Below are 18,269 nucleotides of genomic sequence, written 5' to 3' on the forward strand. Positions count from 1 at the left end.
ACAATACATATAGGAAATACTATTAATGCAAGCATTACAATCTATTATTGATAACGCCTTCGAACATCGTGCTGATCTCACTCCAAACAACGTTGAGCCTCATATTCGTGATGCCATTAATAGCGTTATTGCACTGCTAGACAGCGGGAAACTGCGTGTCGCGGAAAAAATTAACGGTCAGTGGGTGACTCATCAATGGTTAAAAAAAGCCGTTCTGCTCTCTTTTCGCATCAACCATAATCAAGTCATTGATGGCAGTGAAAGCCGTTATTTTGACAAAGTGCCGATGAAATTCGCTGATTATGACCAAGCACGTTTTGAAACAGAAGGTTTTCGTGTTGTTCCTCCTGCAGCTGTTAGACAAGGGGCTTATATCGCTCGTAACACTGTTTTAATGCCATCATATGTCAATATTGGTGCTTACGTTGATGAAGGTAGCATGGTTGATACATGGGCAACGGTAGGTTCATGTGCTCAAATCGGTAAAAATGTTCACCTCTCTGGTGGTGTAGGAATTGGTGGTGTTTTAGAACCACTACAAGCAAACCCAACCATTATTGAAGATAACTGCTTTATCGGTGCTCGCTCTGAAATTGTTGAGGGTGTTATTGTTGAAGAAGGTGCCGTTATTTCAATGGGGGTTTATATTGGTCAAAGTACCAAGATTTATGACCGAGAAACAGGCGAAGTGCATTATGGCCGAGTCCCTGCGGGCTCTGTTGTTGTGTCGGGCAATTTACCCTCTAAAGATGGAAGCTACAGCCTTTACTGTGCCGTGATCGTGAAAAAAGTTGACGCAAAAACGCGTGGAAAAGTTGGTATTAATGAATTGTTAAGAACTATCGACTAATATAAGAACAGCGGATAGAATTAATTCTGTTCGCTATTCTTTCACTCATCTTTCTATCAGGTGCCAATATATGTACGATAATTTAAAAAATTTAGGGATCCCGCATCCTGAAGATATTGACCGCTACACCCTACGCCAAGAAGCTAATAACGATATTTTAAAAATCTATTTTCGCAAAGATAAAGGTGAATTCTTTGCAAAAAGCGTAAAGTTTAAATATCCACGCCAACGTAAAACAATTTCAGATGGTCAATCAGGACAAGGCTTTAAAGAAGTCAATGAAATCAATACTAACTTACGTTATGTTATTGAAGAATTAGATCAAATTTGTCAACAAGATCAAGTAGAAGTCGATTTAAAACATAAAATCCTAGACGACTTACGTCACCTTGAACATGTTGTTGCAAATAAAATTGCTGAAATTGAAGCTGACTTAGAAAAACTGACTCGCCGTTAATAACAAACCCTTTTAGCTATTATTTATGTCAGTTTTATAGAAAAATACCGCTTAGTTACTGTATAAAACAGAAACAAGCGGTGTTTTAAATACAGGATAGAACTCATTATTTTATCAACTAATTAAAGATTAGATTATTTTCTAATTAATCTAATAGGTTAACCCAATTTTCAAGCCAATCAATTGCAAATACTTCTGGCTCCGCGACATCCATACCATCTATCTTTAATATTTCGCCGATACGTTTTGCTTGGTGCTCTTGTAACAACTCATCAAATTGCATTCCTGCACCACAAAAAGAGTCATAACTACTATCACCTAAGGCAATCAAGCCATAACTTAGATTTGGCTGATATCCTACATTATCACGCAGTTCATGAAATAAAGGTGCAATGGTATCGGGTAAATCACCTTGTCCAGTGCTTGATGTTATTACAAGCACTGTTGAATATTTTTCCCAATCAGCAAGTGTGCCCTCTTCATAAATATTTGCTTGATGTTTATGCTCAAGCAAAATACGCTGCGCCTCTTCAGCTACTGCTAATGCATTACCATAAACTGTACCTACAAAAATGCCGATTTTAGCCATAATGCTTTATCCAATTTATATTGTAAAAATATCGATAACCTCAGATAACATATAAGAATTCAGTTTTATTCTCAAGAAAATTAAATTATCAACTAATTAAATAGAGAACGTTTAAAGTTATCCCATTTTTTATTTTCACCATATAAATAATTTAATAAAGTTCTAGGAATTTCTATTTCAGATAATGTGGTAGTTATTATATTAATAATATTATTCTTTAAAAAAGAATGACTCGAATCAGCATCATATAAATTAATATAAATTAATATTTCCCTCACTTTATCTAGATTTTTATTTAACAGTTTAATGGAATCATTATGCTTCTTAGGAAAGAAAAATTTATAGACTCTAGATAAAAAACCAGTTTCTTCTCTTCTAATAAAACTCTTCAATAAATCTTCGCATTTATCTGTTTTTAATTTAATTAATGTCATTAAAGAACAAGAGGGATTTTTTCCTTTTTTTATAAAACTAGAAGCAGCATCCATTATTTTATTTTCATACTCTTCACACTCACTATAAAAATGCTCTCGTGATTTCAACTCCATTCTTATAGAATCTGTATTAAACTTCACCTTTTCCGTCATTTCTACTAATTTATTAATATCAATTTCTTCTAAATTTCCTTCTTTAAAGAAATTAATACAATCTTGATAAAAAATATTAAGTGATCTATGTGTTTCATTAAATTTACTATAAGTATCTAAGCATTTTCTTATATATTCACCATCATCTTTTTCATTAATGATTTTATACAAACTTTCAAGTGAACCATCATCCTTAATAAAATTAAAGGTACTATTAGCATTATTAAGACTTACACATTCATCATATTTATTTATTACATCATATAATTTATTAATATTTTCATTAAGAAAGTTAAATAATATTTCAAATCTAGTAAGCTCAAATTTAATCTTTTCTTCATTTAAGAATTTATTATCGTCTTTATTTCCTAATTCAATTTTTTTATTAGCAGCTTCTATATTGCCTAAATCAACTTGATTATTAGGAGATTTTATATTTCCTAACTTAACAAACATATATTCTTTCTTACCTATTATAAAAGGTAGATCACACCCGGGATTTAACTCTATTGTTTTATTTTTTATTTGTTTAATTAAATCACTAACAGATTTTATATTTAATTTATGAAAAAGTGTCTTTTCAAAAAACAAATTAACAGCTGGATTATTATCTTTATTAAAAAGTTTTTCTTTCAGAGAAGAAGAGTCTGTTTCTTTAATTATAGCTTTAATAAATTTTTTTGCAGTATCTAATGAGTTAAGGTTTCTAACTGTAAGACAATTAATATTTTCTCTATATAAAAAAACACCACCGCATTTATCATTAGCTTTATTAATTTCATCTAAATAATGAGGATTATCTTTTATATACTCATTAATTACATCAGTTAATTCAGTTTCTATTTCAGTGAGAAAATTCTTATCAACATAAACGTTATTAATTTCATTTTTTAAAATAAAAAAACTATCATTAGGTAATGAGTTTGAACAATTAGCTATTTTTTCAGCTAGTAAAAATACTGCATTCTCTCTTTTATAATTTTCAGGTAAAAAACTTGCTAACTTATTGAAATATACTACCATTATCATTACTCTTATTCAATTATAATATTACAAGCATAATACTATTGAATAGCAGATAATAATTTCAAAAAAGAGTTTATTTCACGTACACTATGATATAAAAAAACACGCTCAATAGTAAATTTAAGCGTGTTTTTAGTTAAAAAGTACTATTTATTATTCAGTAGTATCCAAAGACCTTATATATTCATCCATTTCGGTTTTTAGATTATCTGATTTAGGGCCAAATATCGCTTGAATACCCGAGCCAACAACCACAACACCAGCAGCACCTAATCTTTTCAACTCATCACGATCGACTTTTTCAATTTCTTTAACGCCAATACGTAAACGAGTAATACAAGCATCTAAGCTACTGATATTGTCTTTACCACCAAACGCAGCGACTAAAGATTGCCCCATTGCACTCTTATCAGCTTGTTTTGCATTTTTATCTTCAACTTCGCGACCTGGAGTTTTCAGGTTTAGTTTCACGATTAAGAAACGGAAAATAGAGTAATAAGTTATCGCATAAAGTATGCCAATAATTGGGAACAGGTACAGCTTACTGCTGTTACCGCTTAATACGATAAAGTCAATTAAGCCATGAGAGAAACTCGTCCCATCACGCATACCTAACAGAATACAAATCACAAATGCTAGACCCGCTAAAATGGCGTGAATAACATAAAGAATAGGTGCGACAAACATAAATGAGAATTCGATAGGTTCTGTGATCCCTGTTAAGAAGGCAGTTAATGCCGCAGAAATCATGATACCACCCACTTTTACACGATTCTCAGGACGAGCTGAATGCCATATCGCAATAGCTGCTGCAGGCAAACCAAACATCTTAAATAAAAAGCCACCTGACAACATACCCGCAGTAGGGTCTCCTGCCATATAGCGAGGAATATCACCGTGGAATACTTGTCCTGCACTATTTACATATTCACCCACTTGCATTTGGAACGGTACGTTCCAGATGTGGTGCAAACCAAATGGCACTAATGCACGCTCTACAACACCGTAAATACCAAAAGCAACTGCTGGGTTTTGATAGGCAGCCCACTCAGAAAAGCGTTGAATTGCTGTACCGATAGGTGGCCAAATAAAGGATAGAAGAATACCCACAAAAATCGCAATCAGACCAGAAATAATAGGGACAAAGCGTTTACCTGCAAAGAAACCTAAATACTCAGGAAGTTTAATACGATAAAAACGGTTAAACATTGATGCAGCAATAATACCCGCAATGATACCACCGAGTACCCCCGTATCAGTTAAACGTTGTATTTCAACACTATCAGGTGATAAACCTAATACCCAAGGGGCTACTACAAGCATAGTTTTTGACATAATGCCATAAGCCACAACAGAGGCCAGTGCTGATACCCCATCATTATTGGTAAATCCTAACGCAACACCAATCGCAAAAATAAGTGGCATATTAGAGAAAACCGAACCACCAGCTTCTGCCATAACTTGAGAAACAGAAGAAGGGATCCATGAAAGATCAGCGGAACCAACCCCTAATAAAATACCGGCAATAGGCAGCACAGATACCGGTAACATCAAGGACTTTCCGATTTTTTGTAAAACAACAAATAGGTTTTTAAACATCAAGCAGACTCCCGGAATGTGGGTTTTTATATGTTGTAAGTTTTTATTTGTTTAAAGTAGTGTGGGTTTTATTTCATAAACTTATCTAATGATAAGCCTTATTTATTTTACATCATAAAATAAATCGCTTAATGAATACATGATAGCTGTCACGTTTCAAACATGTGCTCAGATCAATTAATAAAATAATCTATTTTACAAATAGTTAAAATAGATTATAAATTCGCGCAAACTATCAAGACTTAAGTGAAAAAGTCTTGATAGTCACATATTGAAAGTAATATTGAAAATAAGAAAGGAATTAAAAATGATGAGCTAAATCTTCACCATACTGCTCTAATTCAGGTCTTAATCCACGCCAACCAAATTGATTAATAAGGTGTTGCCAAGGCAGATCCCATTTAGCTGTTAAGTTAAGTGGTTGCAATGTGATTGGATGAATTAAGTTTAGATGACTTGCATGTAACATCAAGCGATGAGATTGAAAATAATTTACAACTCCACGGTTTTGACGTAAATCACCATGAGCGGTATCACCAATAATTGGATGGCGAATATGAGACATATGGCGACGTAATTGATGCTTACGACCTGTTTCAGGACGCAATTCTAATAAACTAAATCGAGATGTAGGATAGCGCCCAATTGCAACCTCTTTTTCAACAGTTCCTAATGGCTGGCAATGTGTTACACATTCTTGAATTTGTGGTGGTTGAGTTGCAAATTTGTCTGCAATTTTATCTAACTCCTCCACTAAAGGGCTATCAATCACTAGCGCTTCTTCAACATACCCTCTGACAACGGCATGGTAAATTTTTTCTGTTTTATGTTGTTCAAAAGATTGAGATAGCGCCCTTGCGACATCAGAAGAAAGCGCCATCAATAGAACACCTGATGTAGGTCTATCTAGACGATGCACGGGGAAAACATGTTGCCCTATTTGATCTCTTAGTGTCTGCATTACAAACACTGTTTCATGTCTATCTAACCAACTACGGTGAACAAGCCAGCCCGCAGGTTTATTCACCGCAACAAGATATTCATCTTGATAAATAATATCTAGCATTGTCGGCCTTATGATTTAAACATTGCGTCAAGTTCACGCAAATGATTGAGTAAATCAGTAACATCTCGACTCTTATCTTCTTTAAATGCTTCTTCGTAATAAGGTGCGATTGCAAATGCATTCGGTAATGGCATTTCATTTTCAATCATCGATGACAATTTTGGAATTAATACCCACTGTAACCATTCATGAGCACTCATTGTATCAATACAGAAAGGCTCAACACTTTCAAATGCTTGTTCAGTCGGAGATTCTAATTGCCATAGCTCAATATTCTTCATCTCTTCTTCAATCAAGAGCAATTTAGCTAAAATGCGTTGTTCTGGTGTCATCATTTATTCCTTATATAAAACTTACGAATAAGGATAACATTGGGATGGAATAGCAGAAAACAAATAAAAAATAAAAGGAGCCGAAACCCCTTTTAGACAAGAAAAATAGTTGTCTGTACAACACATGCGTCCAAGCAAGACCGTTTTTATCTATCCTTGAGATTACGTCCGTATCAACATTAATGGAAATATCCTATTTCCTGTGTCCTTGATTACTCTATATTTTATCGGTCACCAAACAGTCCCTTAGTTGGTGGACGTAGAATGCCAATAATTGATTAGTTAAACAACCCACAAAATAAAAGTAATTAAAGAGCTATAACTATAAATAAAGACAATAAGTTAATAACTTATTGCTCTACTTAAATAAATCAATTTTATTTTTATTAGTGGCGTTTTTTAATAAAAAACACATGCTTTTTTTTGTAAGATATATCTCACAAGAAAAAAGGCTTATAGACTACATCACTCATTATATACAGCGACTAATTCCGATAAAAAGAGAGATAAATTTTCAGCTAAAACTTCTCTTTTCTTTTTACCGAAAGTTTCAAGAATGACTTCACCGGAAACATTACACACGGAAATTATTTCATTTTCTGAATCTGTAGTGCCAATAAACAATGTGGGTGTAAGTTTTAAACGCTTTTGAGTCACCAAATGACCAATAATGTTTTCTTGTAAGCGAATAAAATCCTCTTCGCTCCACACTTGGATCAAGCTGAAATCTATATCTCTAAAACGAACCTGCATATCACCAGCATACTGAGTGGTAAAGTAATCATGCAATTCAGGACGAATAATAATCCCCATCGCTTTTTCAATTTTTTCTAGTTTATCTATTCCTACAAAAGGTTGCGGTAACCAGTAAACAACCTCATCACCTGTTCTTGATATACAAATAGAAGGAACACCATAAAGATCTTCACTTGCAGGAGGTAAACCTGATTTTTTTTGCCACAAATCAACATACTTTTGCGTAAAGGCTTTTAATTCAGAGGAGATGTTTTCAGTCATGATTATCTGTTTTATCTATTTAAATAAGAATTCCCTTTATATTACCTGATTATGACACTAATTCAGAGCATCAAAAATAAAGCATTCATATACTATTGATGTTTCAATAGTATAATTAACCTTCTTTTATTTTCAGCTAAAGTTAGGATGTAAATTATGTCTTTATATCAAGGTGATAAATCTCTTGAAGCATTATCTCTCGGCAAAGAGACTCAATATCATGATCAATATGATGCCGGATTATTGCAAGGTGTACCACGTAGCCTAAATCGAGATTCACTCTCTTTAACTGCTGAAAATTTACCTTTTCATGGTGGTGATATTTGGACTATGTATGAGCTCTCATGGCTTAATAGCAAAGGCTTACCACAAGTTGCTATTGGTCATGTTGAATTAGACGCAACCACTGAAAATCTTATTGAATCTAAAAGTTTTAAATTATATCTCAATAGTTTTAATCAAACTCGCTTTGAAAGTTGGGATATCGTCGAAAAAACCTTACTTAACGATTTAACAACTTGTGCTAAAGGCAAAGTTAATTTGACTATCTATCCACTTTCGCATTTTACATCACAACCTATTGTCGATTTTGCTGGAGAGTGTATTGATGAACAAGATATCGAAATTGATAATTATCAGTTTGATGTCCAATGGTTAAACGAATCGACAACCGATACACTGGTTGAAGAAACCCTTGTCAGCCATCTGTTAAAATCCAATTGCCTTATTACCAATCAACCAGATTGGGGATCAGTCGCTATTCAATATAAGGGTAAAAAGATTAACCGTGAAAAACTACTACGCTATTTAGTTTCATTTAGGCAACACAATGAATTTCATGAACAGTGTGTTGAACGAATTTTTCACGATATCATGCAATTATGTACGCCAGAAACATTAACTGTTTATGCGAGATATACGCGACGTGGTGGATTAGATATCAATCCTTGGCGTAGTAATTGTGAGTTTGTTCCAAAAATCAGTCGATTAGCCAGACAATAATAGGAATAATGCCTGTATGTTAATATGATCTGTGTTATACCAAGATCAGTTGCACTTCAGTTTGTTATTTCAGGAGAAAAAGGAGTCCTACGTGATAACTCATGTCAGCCCATTAGGTTCCATGGATCTGCTTTCACAGCTAGAAGTTGATATGCTAAAGAGAACCGCAAGCAGTGATCTTTATCAGCTGTTTCGTAATTGTTCTCTTGCTGTCCTCAACTCTGGTAGCCTCACTGATAGTAGTAAAGAACTGTTATCTAAATACCAAGATTTTGATATTAACGTACTGCGCCGTGAACGAGGCGTAAAACTTGAGTTAGTCAATCCTCCTGAAGACGCCTTTGTTGATGGAAAAATTATTCGCTCACTACAAGCTAACTTATTTGCTGTGCTTCGTGACATATTGTTTGTTCACGGGCAAATCACAACAGCCAAACGTGATCTTCACCTGAACTTAGAAAATAGTACTCACATTACTAACACAATTTTCTCGATTTTACGTAATGCACGAGCCCTTCATATTGATGAAGATCCTAACATGATCGTTTGCTGGGGTGGTCACTCAATCAATGAAACAGAATACCTTTACGGTAGAAAAGTAGGTAACGAATTAGGGTTACGAGAACTCAATATCTGTACAGGCTGTGGACCTGGTGCGATGGAAGCACCAATGAAAGGGGCTGCCGTTGGTCACGCTCAACAACGTTATAAAAATAGCCGTTTTATTGGTATGACTGAGCCTTCAATCATTGCGGCTGAGCCACCAAATCCATTAGTTAACGAACTGATTATTATGCCAGATATTGAAAAGCGTCTAGAATCTTTCGTGCGAATTGGACATGGAATTATTATTTTCCCTGGCGGTGTAGGAACAGCAGAAGAATTGCTGTATTTACTTGGTATTCTGATGTCTCCAGAAAATCAAGACCAAGTATTACCACTGATTTTAACTGGCCCTAAAGAGAGTGCTGAGTACTTTAATGTATTAGATGACTTTATCGCCAATACATTAGGCGACGAAGCTCGACGTCATTACCAAATTATTATTGATGATGCACCTGAAGTTGCTCGTATCATGAAAAAATATATGCCTTTGGTCAAAGATAATCGTCGTAGTACTGGTGATGCTTATAGCTTTAATTGGTCAATGAAAATCAATGCTGATTTACAGCATCCTTTTGAGCCAACACATGAAAATATGGCATCGCTTAACTTAAGTACCAATCAATCTCCTGAGAAATTAGCAGCTGACTTACGTCGCGCATTCTCTGGTATTGTTGCTGGTAACGTAAAAGAAGTAGGTATGAAAGCGATTGAAGCTTACGGCCCTTATAAAATTCATGGTGATCGTGAAATTATGCGTCGCATGGATATTTTATTAACAGGCTTTGTTGAGCAACATCGAATGAAACTTCCGGGGGGTACAGCTTACCAACCATGTTACGAAATTATCAGCTAATTTATTATGATACATTTGCTGATTATTGATGCTTTAAACCTGATCCGCCGCATTCATGCGGCATCAGGTTCTTCTTGCCAAACTGTGTGTGAACAGAGTGTCAATCAGCTGCTTGGTCACACACAACCTACCCATGCTGTAGCGGTCTTTGATGAAGATGATAGAGAGGGTAGTTGGCGACATCAACTCTTACCCGATTATAAAGCGGGTCGCACACCCATGCCTGATGATTTGCGACAACAATTACCTAAAATTAAAGCAATGTTACTTAATTTAGGAATACAAAGCTGGCACTCAGGTGGTGATGAAGCAGATGACGTTGCAGCAACACTGGCAACAAAAGTGGCAAGTGCAGGTTTTCGAGTCACGATCATTTCAACGGATAAAGGTTATTGCCAATTACTTTCTCCCTCTATTCGTATACGCGATTATTTTCAACGACGCTGGTTAGATTTAGAATTTATTAGATCTGAATTTGGTGTCGAACCATCTCAACTTACCGATTATTGGGGATTAACGGGCGTCAGTAGCAGTAAGGTTGTAGGAGTTCCTGGTATTGGCCCTAAAAGTGCTACCGAGCTTTTACAAATCTATCCAGATCTAGAATCGCTCTATCAACATATTGATGATGTTCCTGCTAAATGGCAAAACAAACTTACTACTCATAAAGAGTCTGCATTTATCAGTCGGAAAATCACGACATTACGCACTGATATTCAATTAAACGGTAATCTACAACAGTTGCGTTTAAAATAGCCAAGTTCCCAGTCATTAAGACACAACCAGCTAATATCTTTAAATAACTCGCTCTCATTAAAAAAAGCTAAGCTTCTATTTATAAGCTTAGCCTTTTATCGTTATCAATACACCGATGTAATTTGAGCGTTTTTAGAATTCACGATCGGGTCGATAAGCGGCCCAAATATTTTGTATATGAACCGTTATCTCTTCTCTATCATGATAAAGATGCTTAGCTTGGATCTTAACGTTAATCCCTTTTTCCGCTAATTCTGACTTTATTTTTTCAAGGATATGAGAGACTTCTTCATAACGCTTTTTCATTGGTAATTTTAGGTTAAAGATTGCTTCACGACACCATTCATTAGCAATCCAAGTTGTCATTAACGCAGCAACTTTAGCTGGTTTTTCAACCATATCGCAAACAAGCCATGTGATATTTTTAGAGGTAGGTTCAAATTTAAAACCATCTACTTGGTGATGACGAACTTGCCCTGTATCCATTAAAGATTGTGCCATTGGCCCATTATCAACAGCATGCACCATCATACTGCGTTTTACTAATTGATAAGTCCAACCACCGGGGCATGCGCCTAAATCGACCGCTTTCATTCCACTTGCTAAACGCTCTTCCCACTCCTCATAAGGAATGAAAATATGAAATGCTTCTTCAAGTTTTAATGTCGAACGACTTGGCGCATCTGATGGGAATTTTAATCGAGGAATACCCATATAAAATGGGGAATTATTAAAACTATAGGAATAGCCAACATAACAACATCCCGGCGCAATAAAAAACACATGAACAACAGGACGGCTAAAATTCTCTACTTTCAACAATATTTTATCATTACGTAAATGATTACGTAATGGCACCGTAAATTTACGGCAGAATTTTAATAATTCTTTGCTTTCGTTAGTGTCTGCAACTTCAACTCGAAGTTCACCTGCTTTTTCAACAGCACCTTTTAGCATTCCAACAATCGGTGTAATTCTATCTTCTGGTGGTAAATCTTTAAGTAATTCACCTGTCACAAACATTTGACGAGCAAAAATTAATTCACGGAAACTCACATCACGCGCAATCTTATCTGCATCACCTTCTTGGTAACATTCAAAGATCACATAACCACTTCCTTCTTTAACACGAGGAAAGCCATAAACGCCGATTTGACCTGCTTTATCCGTAATCTCAGCCGCGCACTCTTTTTCAAAACCTTGGCGACAATATAATGCAACTTTATTCATGGCGAGACGCCGGTGCCCTTAGACGCAAAGCGCCAATAAAAATTAATGCCCAACCAATAAGAAAACTAAATCCACCAATTGGCGTAAAATAAGATAACAATCTAACTTGTGTTAGCGCCATACAATAAAGGCTACCACTGAAAAGTAGAATACCAACACCAAAGAAAATACCCGCCCAATAAAACCATAAAATGGTTTTACGCATTAACATTGCCGCAATTCCGACAAGTAATAAGGTATGGACGATTTGGTAGCGCATCGCTAACTGAATGTATTCCCAATGTTGTGGCGATAAATGAGGTGCAAGCTTATGAGTTGCAAATGCACCAAAAGCAACATAAAAGAAGCCACTAATCGCGGAAAACATAAGCAATGTACGACTATTCACTGTTTATTCCTTCCTCTCTAGAAGATATTTGCCAATCGCAATATTAAGATGATGTTAGTAAACCCAGCTTTTCTTGCTCATTCGCTGCTTGAGATAAAATCCATTGGCGGAAAGCCGCAATCTTACCCAATTCAGCCTGACTATCTTGGCAAACTAAATAAAATGCATTTTTACTAACAAGGACATCTGGAAAAGGTCTTACTAATCGACCTGATTCTATTTCACTACGTGCCATGACATTATTAACCAATGCAACACCTTGTCCATGTACAGCAGCCTGTATCACCATTGAACTATGGCTAAAAATAGGGCCTTGCTGCACATTTATCTGATTTTGTATCTCTAATTGGCGTACATAAGCTTGCCAATCTCGACGAGATGTATCATGTAGCAGTGTATGATAAATCAGATCGGATGGGGTTTTTAGTGGTTTTTCACCTGTAAGTAAAGATGGTGCACAAACAGGAATTAAATATTCTGCATAAAGACGGTCTGTACGCAACCCAGTCCAATTACCTCGACCATAAAAAATGGCGACATCAACATCATCAGCCAGTTTATCTTCTTCTCTATCAACAGCTTGAATTCGCACATCAATTCCCGGATAAGCTTGGTTAAAACCAGATAACCGAGGTACTAACCATTGAATCGCAAAACTTGGAGAAAGGCTAACGGTAAGTGCGCCTTTCGCGCTTCTAGCTAATAATTTGCGAGTTGCCTCGTTAATTGATGAAAAAATTTCCTTAATATCGAGGTAATAACTCTGCCCTTCTTCCGTTAATAAAAGAGAACGGTTACGTCTTCTAAATAATTTTAGCCCAAGGAATTCTTCTAATGTTTTAATTTGGTGGCTCACTGCTGCTTGTGTCACAAATAATTCTTCAGCGGCTTTAGTAAAACTTAAATGACGTGCCGCTGAATCAAAAACCCTAAGCGCATTTAATGGCGGTAAACGTTTAGACATATTCGGTTCTTAAACCCCTATTTTGGCTATTAGTAGACCCTAACTTTCATCATTAGTTTTTTTTATGCGAAGCATTATAAATTGTCCCTTGATGATTAGCCAGTAAATACCTATAGTAAGCGCACTTCCTAAGCCGGAACGAAAAGTTGTGTAGTAGTAATACTGCAAAACTTTTGGCTTTGTGGTTGTGATGTTGTGTTTGCAAGTTGTCTGGAAATTCCAGACTTAGTAGCTGATGCTACTGTTTTTTTTCACTTCCTGTACATTTACCCTGTCTGTCCATAGTGATTTTATAGTGCACCGCCAAGGCGGTGCTTTTTTTATTCCCTATTTTTATCTAACTTTTCATCTTCTATACACCCACTTTTGATGTTTTCATCTTTTCTTCACAATAAATTTATTGTCAATGTTCTGAAAAATGCATCATATTCTCTTTAAAATGATTAAATTAAAGAAAAAACATATGATAAATCTACTATCTGTGATTTTTTATTGAGTGAATTTTCGCCATCTTTATCGTGTTATTATGGGCGCACTATCATGCTATAAACAGATGTTCTTAGTTTTTCATTATAAATAAATATAATTAACCGTATAATCTATACGCCCTATTTTTACTACAAATGACGAAACGTTATTCATCTACCAACACAGCATAATTATGAACGTATTTTCCCCTGAATTATTTCGACAACAATTTCCTGCTCTTGAAGCAAACACAGTGTATCTTGATAGCGCAGCTACGGCATTAAAGCCTCTTGCGATGATAGAAGCCTCCGATAATTTTTATCGCCACAATTTTGCAACGGTACACCGTAGCCAATATCAGCATGCTAGGGAAACAACGCAACAATATGAGGGGACGCGTCAACAAGTTGCCAAATTAATCAATAGTGCTGATAGTGATACGATTATTTGGACAAAAGGCACCACAGAATCACTCAACCTGATTGCTCAAGGCTATTTTCGTCCACGCTTACAAGCTGGTGATGAAATAATTGTTAGTGAGCAAGAACATCATGCAAACCTTATTCCTTGGTTGATACTGGCCGAACAAACGGGCGCACGAGTGATCCGCTGGGCAATTGAGGATCATTTTTTACCTTCAATTAATAGCTTAAATGCTTTAATCAATAAGCGGACACGAATTGTCGCTGTTAGCCAAATGTCGAATGTAACAGGTGCTCAAATTGCATTAGATAAGGTGTCTCAATGCGTTCATCAACATGATAATTGCTTATTGGTTGTCGATGGTGCGCAAGGTATTGTGCATCACCCAACGGATGTCACAGCACTTGATATCGATTTCTATGTTTTTTCCGCTCATAAACTCTATGGCCCTAATGGATTAGGTGTTTGTTATGGCAAACGAAAATATTTAGAAGATATGGCTCCTTGGCATGGTGGTGGAAAGATGCTAGCTCACGTCACATTTGATGGGTTTACTCCAGCCGCTATTCCTCAACGCTTTGAAGCGGGAACACCTAATGTTGCAGGTGTTATTGCATTTTCAGCCACATTAGCATGGTTAGAAAAACAAAATATGCATCAGGCTAATCAATATGCTCTTGAGCTTGCAAAAGAAGCAGAAAAACGTCTCAGTGAGTTAAATGGTTTTATTAGTTATCGAGCGGCCAATTCATCGGTTGTTTCCTTCAATTTCGAAGGTGTTCATCATAGTGATTTAGCAACATTAATCACAGAGAAAGGTATTGCATTACGCACAGGGCAACACTGCGCACAGCCTCTTATTGATTCATTAAACATTTCAGGCTGTTTACGCATTTCTTTTATGCCTTATAATCAACACGCTGATATTGATGTTTTTATTAATGCCGTTAAATTTGCTCTAACACTCTTAAAAGATGAATAATTGAAATGAATAACAACACACCTCTGCTTGCAACTCAGCACCCATTTGGTCATGAAATCACTTTAGAAGCATTACTTAATGATTTCCAAAAATTAAAAGCGTGGGAAGACAAATATCGTCAATTAATTCAACTCTCACGTAAATTACCCGCATTACCTGATGAATTAAAAACAACAGAAAAAGAGATCAAGGGATGTGAGAACAGAGTGTGGTTAGGTGTCGAATTAAATAATGACGGCAAATACCATATTTATGGTGATAGTGATGGTCGTATTGTAAAAGGCTTATTGACTATTATTTTAACCGCTGTTGAAAATAAAACAGCGCAAGAAATAGCTGATATCGATATGTTAGCTATTTTTGATCAATTAGGATTGGCTAATCAAATTAGCCAATCTCGCACGGACGGCGTGAATGCGATTATCGCACGGTTGAAATCAATTACCTCACAGTATTAAGTTTTATACTCTAAATAATTCAAGATGTAGCTAGGCGACAAGTAAATGAGTCACTAGGAACATACACAAGTATGCGACTAGTGCGATGGAGCACCGTCAACAACACGACAACTTCAAATATGACGAGTACGCTGTGCCTTCGCTAGCATCTTCTTCAACGCATGAGATACCGCAATAAAACCAAACGACGCTGTTACCATCGTTACTGCGCCAAAACCGGCTGAACAATCCATTCGTTTCACACCATCCGCCGTACTTTTTGCCGCACAAACCGTACCATCGCCTTGTGGATAAACTAATTGTTCTGTTGAGAAAACACAGTCGATCCCTAATTTCCCCTTACTATTTTTTACAACATTAAAATCAGATTTCAAACGCTCTCTTAATTTAGCCGCTAAAGGATCTTGAATTGTTTTTGCTAAATCAACCACTTGAATTTGGGTTGGATCAATTTGCCCACCAGCACCACCCGTGGTGATCACTGGAATTTTATAACGGCGACAATACGCTAATAATGCAGCTTTTGGCCTTACACTATCAATAGCATCAATGACATAATCGAAGTTGTTATTCATCATTTCAGCAACATTATCAACTGTGATAAAGTCATCAATACTGGTCACTTTGCATTCTGGGTTGATTTCTAAAATACGTTGTTTCATCACGTCGCATTTGGGCTGCCCCACGCTTTCTTTCAACGCATGTATTTGACGATTAGTGTTCGTCACACACACATCATCCATATCAATTAAGGTGATAGCACCAATACCACTGCGTGCTAATGCTTCAGCCGCCCAACTACCGACCCCACCTATACCCACGACACAGATATGGGCCTGAGCAAAATAAGACAATGCTTTTTGCCCATAGAGTCGCCCGATCCCAGAAAAGCGTTGTAAATATGAATCTGATAATGAATTTTGCATGGTGCGATAACAACCTAAATAACAGAAATAATTATGGCTATTCATATCAATAGCCATGTCGTGTGTATAATTTTACCGTTTATAACGAGCGGATAAAGAGTAAATCGTTTTATGACGAAGGATTTAGCAAGTTAAGCTGTGATTTTTTTAATACCCAAACACGCCCATAATGATTATAGAAACCTGCCATATGGCCAGCATCTTTACCAATTCCATGATAAATATCGAAATGATGGCCTTTAATTGCTCCGCCTACATCTAATGCCACCATTAAACGCATTTGATATTCACCTGTAAATTTACCCGTATTATCAAGTACAGGAATTTCAGCAAGTAACACCGTTCCGGCTGGAATAATACTTCTGTCAGAAGCCACAGAGGCAAGTGCAACAAGTGGGATAGCACTGGCACCTCTAACAGGTGTAAAAGGTTCTGGTTTGAAAAAAACAAACGATGGGTTTTCTTCTAATAATTTTCTCACTTCAGCATCATTGTGCTTATCAGCCCAATCTCTAATAGCGAGCATCGACATATCTTTTTTTTCTACTTCGCCATTATCAATAAGTACTTTGCCAATACTACGATAAGGGTGTCCGTTTTTCCCGGCATAACCAAAGAACGTTAAAGGTTTACCATCACCGAAATCAACATAACCACTTCCCTGAACTTCCATCATAAAATTATCCATAATGGAGTTACTGTACGCTGCAATTAAAGATGGGCTTAATGCACCATTATAAATAGCAGCACGAGAAGGTAATTTTGAACGACTATTAGTAGGCATTCTATAAAGAGGATATTGGAATTCACCTTGTCGAGTTAAACGAGCTTCAAGGACTGGCGTATAATAACCAGTAAATTGAACATTACCGTAGTTATCAACCCCTTCCATTTGAAATGCAGAAAGATTAAATTGACGTAATTGACGAGTATCTGCACCAGAACGTAGCCAGTTTTCAACCGCCTGATAAGTCTCTTTGTTGCTATTATACAAACGAGATGATGTTTGGTTTATCTGACTTACTTGTTGTAAGTAATCAGGGCCATTAATCGGTGTACCTTGTGTGTTTGGCGAACTTACTTCAATGAGATCTTGCTTAAGCTTTCCATCTTTATACTGTTGCCCTTGCTCTGTTGGACGATGACATCCTGTCAAGGCAAGCGCTAACATACCTAAAATTAACGATTTTCGCCAAGTAACCATTTTTGACCCGCTTAATAACTAAATTTGAGTGTCGATTTTGAGTTAGAAAGATACCAAAGCAAAATCAATAAATATACGATTATACTAATTGTTAAGGCTTTCTATTATCACCCAATCAATATGACTTTTAAACATCAAGTATATACGCTAAATAATTTGAAGCATGACGAGTATAACTGCCTAAATTTACATCTTGATGTGTTATTTCTGACCGTTTTTAAAAGAAAACTGTAAAAATTTCATAAAAAACTTGCAACTCGGCAGATCCTGAGTATAGTGCCCCTCTGTGGAGACGCGGGGTGGAGCAGCTTGGTAGCTCGTCGGGCTCATAACCCGAAGGTCGTCAGTTCAAATCTGGCCCCCGCAACCAATTCACAAAGCAGTAAGTTATAGTATCAGTCGCGGGATGGAGCAGCATGGTAGCTCGTCGGGCTCATAACCCGAAGGTCGTTGGTTCAAATCCAGCTCCCGCAACCAATTCTATAA

18 protein-coding genes and 2 tRNA genes are annotated in these 18,269 nt (G+C 36.3%); 9 read left to right on the forward strand and 11 right to left on the reverse strand.

The genetic code is table 11. The features are described from left to right. Nucleotides 1-25 precede the first annotated feature (25 nt). Complete coding sequence (gene dapD / locus DK861_RS09590) at nucleotides 26-850, forward strand: 2,3,4,5-tetrahydropyridine-2,6-dicarboxylate N-succinyltransferase (protein WP_109399943.1); 825 nt, start codon at nucleotides 26-28, stop codon at nucleotides 848-850. Between the two features lie 70 nt (nucleotides 851-920). Continuing rightward, on the forward strand, nucleotides 921-1,307 hold the full coding sequence (locus tag DK861_RS09595; RefSeq protein ID WP_006535910.1) for a DUF3461 family protein: 387 nt from the start codon (nucleotides 921-923) through the stop codon (nucleotides 1,305-1,307). A 145-nt stretch (nucleotides 1,308-1,452) separates the two neighbouring features. Here the strand turns inward: DK861_RS09595 and DK861_RS09600 are convergent, their stop codons facing one another. The 6 genes from DK861_RS09600 to syd all read right to left on the reverse strand — a co-directional run bounded on the left by DK861_RS09600 (nucleotide 1,453) and on the right by syd (nucleotide 7,523). Continuing rightward, the gene (locus tag DK861_RS09600; protein WP_006535911.1) at nucleotides 1,453-1,896 is read right to left on the reverse strand and encodes a flavodoxin; all 444 of its coding nucleotides are present in this window, start codon (nucleotides 1,894-1,896) and stop codon (nucleotides 1,453-1,455) included. A 92-nt stretch (nucleotides 1,897-1,988) separates the two neighbouring features. Next, the gene (locus DK861_RS09605) at nucleotides 1,989-3,506 is read right to left on the reverse strand and encodes a hypothetical protein (RefSeq protein ID WP_109399944.1); all 1,518 of its coding nucleotides are present in this window, start codon (nucleotides 3,504-3,506) and stop codon (nucleotides 1,989-1,991) included. 156 nt (nucleotides 3,507-3,662) lie between these two features. After that, complete coding sequence (gene ptsG, locus DK861_RS09610; RefSeq protein WP_109399945.1) at nucleotides 3,663-5,108, reverse strand: PTS glucose transporter subunit IIBC; 1,446 nt, start codon at nucleotides 5,106-5,108, stop codon at nucleotides 3,663-3,665. A 301-nt stretch (nucleotides 5,109-5,409) separates the two neighbouring features. Continuing rightward, nucleotides 5,410-6,174 carry a tRNA pseudouridine(65) synthase TruC gene (gene truC, locus DK861_RS09615; RefSeq protein WP_109399946.1) on the reverse strand — a complete coding sequence of 255 codons (765 nt, stop codon included), beginning with the start codon at nucleotides 6,172-6,174 and terminating at the stop codon, nucleotides 5,410-5,412. A gap of 8 nt (nucleotides 6,175-6,182) precedes the next feature. Next, nucleotides 6,183-6,506 carry a YqcC family protein gene (locus DK861_RS09620; protein ID WP_109399947.1) on the reverse strand — a complete coding sequence of 108 codons (324 nt, stop codon included), beginning with the start codon at nucleotides 6,504-6,506 and terminating at the stop codon, nucleotides 6,183-6,185. Between the two features lie 465 nt (nucleotides 6,507-6,971). Continuing rightward, nucleotides 6,972-7,523, reverse strand: a complete 552-nt coding sequence (gene syd / locus DK861_RS09625; protein ID WP_109399948.1) for a SecY-interacting protein — start codon at nucleotides 7,521-7,523, stop codon at nucleotides 6,972-6,974. 156 nt (nucleotides 7,524-7,679) lie between these two features. Here syd and queF point away from each other — a divergent pair, with 156 nt between their 5' ends. The 3 genes from queF (at nucleotide 7,680) to xni (ending at nucleotide 10,740) form a co-directional block, all read left to right on the forward strand. Further along, entirely contained in the window at nucleotides 7,680-8,525 is an 846-nt protein-coding gene (queF, locus tag DK861_RS09630; RefSeq protein ID WP_006535921.1) for an NADPH-dependent 7-cyano-7-deazaguanine reductase QueF, read from the forward strand. 91 nt (nucleotides 8,526-8,616) lie between these two features. After that, a complete protein-coding gene (ppnN, locus tag DK861_RS09635) occupies nucleotides 8,617-9,984 on the forward strand; it encodes a nucleotide 5'-monophosphate nucleosidase PpnN (RefSeq protein WP_109399949.1) in 1,368 nt (455 codons plus the stop codon). A gap of 6 nt (nucleotides 9,985-9,990) precedes the next feature. After that, a complete protein-coding gene (xni, locus tag DK861_RS09640; RefSeq protein ID WP_109399950.1) occupies nucleotides 9,991-10,740 on the forward strand; it encodes a flap endonuclease Xni in 750 nt (249 codons plus the stop codon). Between the two features lie 132 nt (nucleotides 10,741-10,872). Here xni and rlmM read toward each other — a convergent pair whose 3' ends face one another. From rlmM to DK861_RS09655, 3 genes are read right to left on the reverse strand one after another with little or no spacing between them, the layout of a single operon-like run. After that, on the reverse strand, nucleotides 10,873-11,970 hold the full coding sequence (gene rlmM / locus DK861_RS09645; protein WP_109399951.1) for a 23S rRNA (cytidine(2498)-2'-O)-methyltransferase RlmM: 1,098 nt from the start codon (nucleotides 11,968-11,970) through the stop codon (nucleotides 10,873-10,875). Beyond that, nucleotides 11,963-12,358, reverse strand: a complete 396-nt coding sequence (locus DK861_RS09650) for a DUF423 domain-containing protein (protein ID WP_036913817.1) — start codon at nucleotides 12,356-12,358, stop codon at nucleotides 11,963-11,965. The genes rlmM and DK861_RS09650 overlap by 8 nt, the downstream gene beginning before the upstream one ends. Before the next feature lie 43 nt (nucleotides 12,359-12,401). Next, nucleotides 12,402-13,322 (reverse strand): transcriptional regulator GcvA, encoded by a 921-nt coding sequence (locus DK861_RS09655; RefSeq protein WP_023582728.1) that lies wholly within the window; start codon nucleotides 13,320-13,322, stop codon nucleotides 12,402-12,404. Between the two features lie 661 nt (nucleotides 13,323-13,983). On the opposite strand from DK861_RS09655, the gene csdA reads away from it, so the two are divergent. Together csdA and csdE are read left to right on the forward strand one after the other, a co-directional pair. Continuing rightward, nucleotides 13,984-15,195, forward strand: a complete 1,212-nt coding sequence (csdA, locus tag DK861_RS09660; protein WP_109399952.1) for a cysteine desulfurase CsdA — start codon at nucleotides 13,984-13,986, stop codon at nucleotides 15,193-15,195. A 5-nt stretch (nucleotides 15,196-15,200) separates the two neighbouring features. After that, nucleotides 15,201-15,653 (forward strand): cysteine desulfurase sulfur acceptor subunit CsdE, encoded by a 453-nt coding sequence (gene csdE / locus DK861_RS09665; RefSeq protein ID WP_109399953.1) that lies wholly within the window; start codon nucleotides 15,201-15,203, stop codon nucleotides 15,651-15,653. Nucleotides 15,654-15,766: 113 nt separating this feature from the next. On the opposite strand, the gene tcdA is transcribed toward csdE, so the two are convergent. After that, on the reverse strand, nucleotides 15,767-16,579 hold the full coding sequence (gene tcdA, locus DK861_RS09670) for a tRNA cyclic N6-threonylcarbamoyladenosine(37) synthase TcdA (RefSeq protein WP_006535932.1): 813 nt from the start codon (nucleotides 16,577-16,579) through the stop codon (nucleotides 15,767-15,769). A 109-nt stretch (nucleotides 16,580-16,688) separates the two neighbouring features. Then, nucleotides 16,689-17,783 carry a murein transglycosylase A gene (gene mltA / locus DK861_RS09675; protein ID WP_109399954.1) on the reverse strand — a complete coding sequence of 365 codons (1,095 nt, stop codon included), beginning with the start codon at nucleotides 17,781-17,783 and terminating at the stop codon, nucleotides 16,689-16,691. A gap of 293 nt (nucleotides 17,784-18,076) precedes the next feature. Here mltA and DK861_RS09680 point away from each other — a divergent pair. Next, nucleotides 18,077-18,153, forward strand: a tRNA-Met gene (locus DK861_RS09680). Nucleotides 18,154-18,183: 30 nt separating this feature from the next. After that, nucleotides 18,184-18,260, forward strand: a tRNA-Met gene (locus tag DK861_RS09685). The last annotated feature ends 9 nt before the right edge of the window (nucleotides 18,261-18,269 follow it).

The sequence above is a fragment of the Proteus sp. TJ1640 genome (genome assembly GCF_003144445.1).
Taxonomy (GTDB): Bacteria; Pseudomonadota; Gammaproteobacteria; order Enterobacterales; family Enterobacteriaceae; genus Proteus; species Proteus penneri.

Bases quoted from the DNA above. Each gene is read 5' to 3' on its own strand.
- dapD (WP_109399943.1), top strand. From the start codon at position 26: ATGCAAGCATTACAATCTATTATTGATAACGCCTTCGAACATCGTGCT.
- DK861_RS09595 (WP_006535910.1), top strand. From the start codon at position 921: ATGTACGATAATTTAAAAAATTTAGGGATCCCGCATCCTGAAGATATT.
- DK861_RS09600 (WP_006535911.1), bottom strand. From the start codon at position 1,896: ATGGCTAAAATCGGCATTTTTGTAGGTACAGTTTATGGTAATGCATTA.
- DK861_RS09605 (WP_109399944.1), bottom strand. From the start codon at position 3,506: ATGGTAGTATATTTCAATAAGTTAGCAAGTTTTTTACCTGAAAATTAT.
- ptsG (WP_109399945.1), bottom strand. From the start codon at position 5,108: ATGTTTAAAAACCTATTTGTTGTTTTACAAAAAATCGGAAAGTCCTTG.
- truC (WP_109399946.1), bottom strand. From the start codon at position 6,174: ATGCTAGATATTATTTATCAAGATGAATATCTTGTTGCGGTGAATAAA.
- DK861_RS09620 (WP_109399947.1), bottom strand. From the start codon at position 6,506: ATGACACCAGAACAACGCATTTTAGCTAAATTGCTCTTGATTGAAGAA.
- syd (WP_109399948.1), bottom strand. From the start codon at position 7,523: ATGACTGAAAACATCTCCTCTGAATTAAAAGCCTTTACGCAAAAGTAT.
- queF (WP_006535921.1), top strand. From the start codon at position 7,680: ATGTCTTTATATCAAGGTGATAAATCTCTTGAAGCATTATCTCTCGGC.
- xni (WP_109399950.1), top strand. From the start codon at position 9,991: ATGATACATTTGCTGATTATTGATGCTTTAAACCTGATCCGCCGCATT.
- rlmM (WP_109399951.1), bottom strand. From the start codon at position 11,970: ATGAATAAAGTTGCATTATATTGTCGCCAAGGTTTTGAAAAAGAGTGC.
- DK861_RS09655 (WP_023582728.1), bottom strand. From the start codon at position 13,322: ATGTCTAAACGTTTACCGCCATTAAATGCGCTTAGGGTTTTTGATTCA.
- csdA (WP_109399952.1), top strand. From the start codon at position 13,984: ATGAACGTATTTTCCCCTGAATTATTTCGACAACAATTTCCTGCTCTT.
- csdE (WP_109399953.1), top strand. From the start codon at position 15,201: ATGAATAACAACACACCTCTGCTTGCAACTCAGCACCCATTTGGTCAT.
- tcdA (WP_006535932.1), bottom strand. From the start codon at position 16,579: ATGCAAAATTCATTATCAGATTCATATTTACAACGCTTTTCTGGGATC.
- mltA (WP_109399954.1), bottom strand. From the start codon at position 17,783: ATGGTTACTTGGCGAAAATCGTTAATTTTAGGTATGTTAGCGCTTGCC.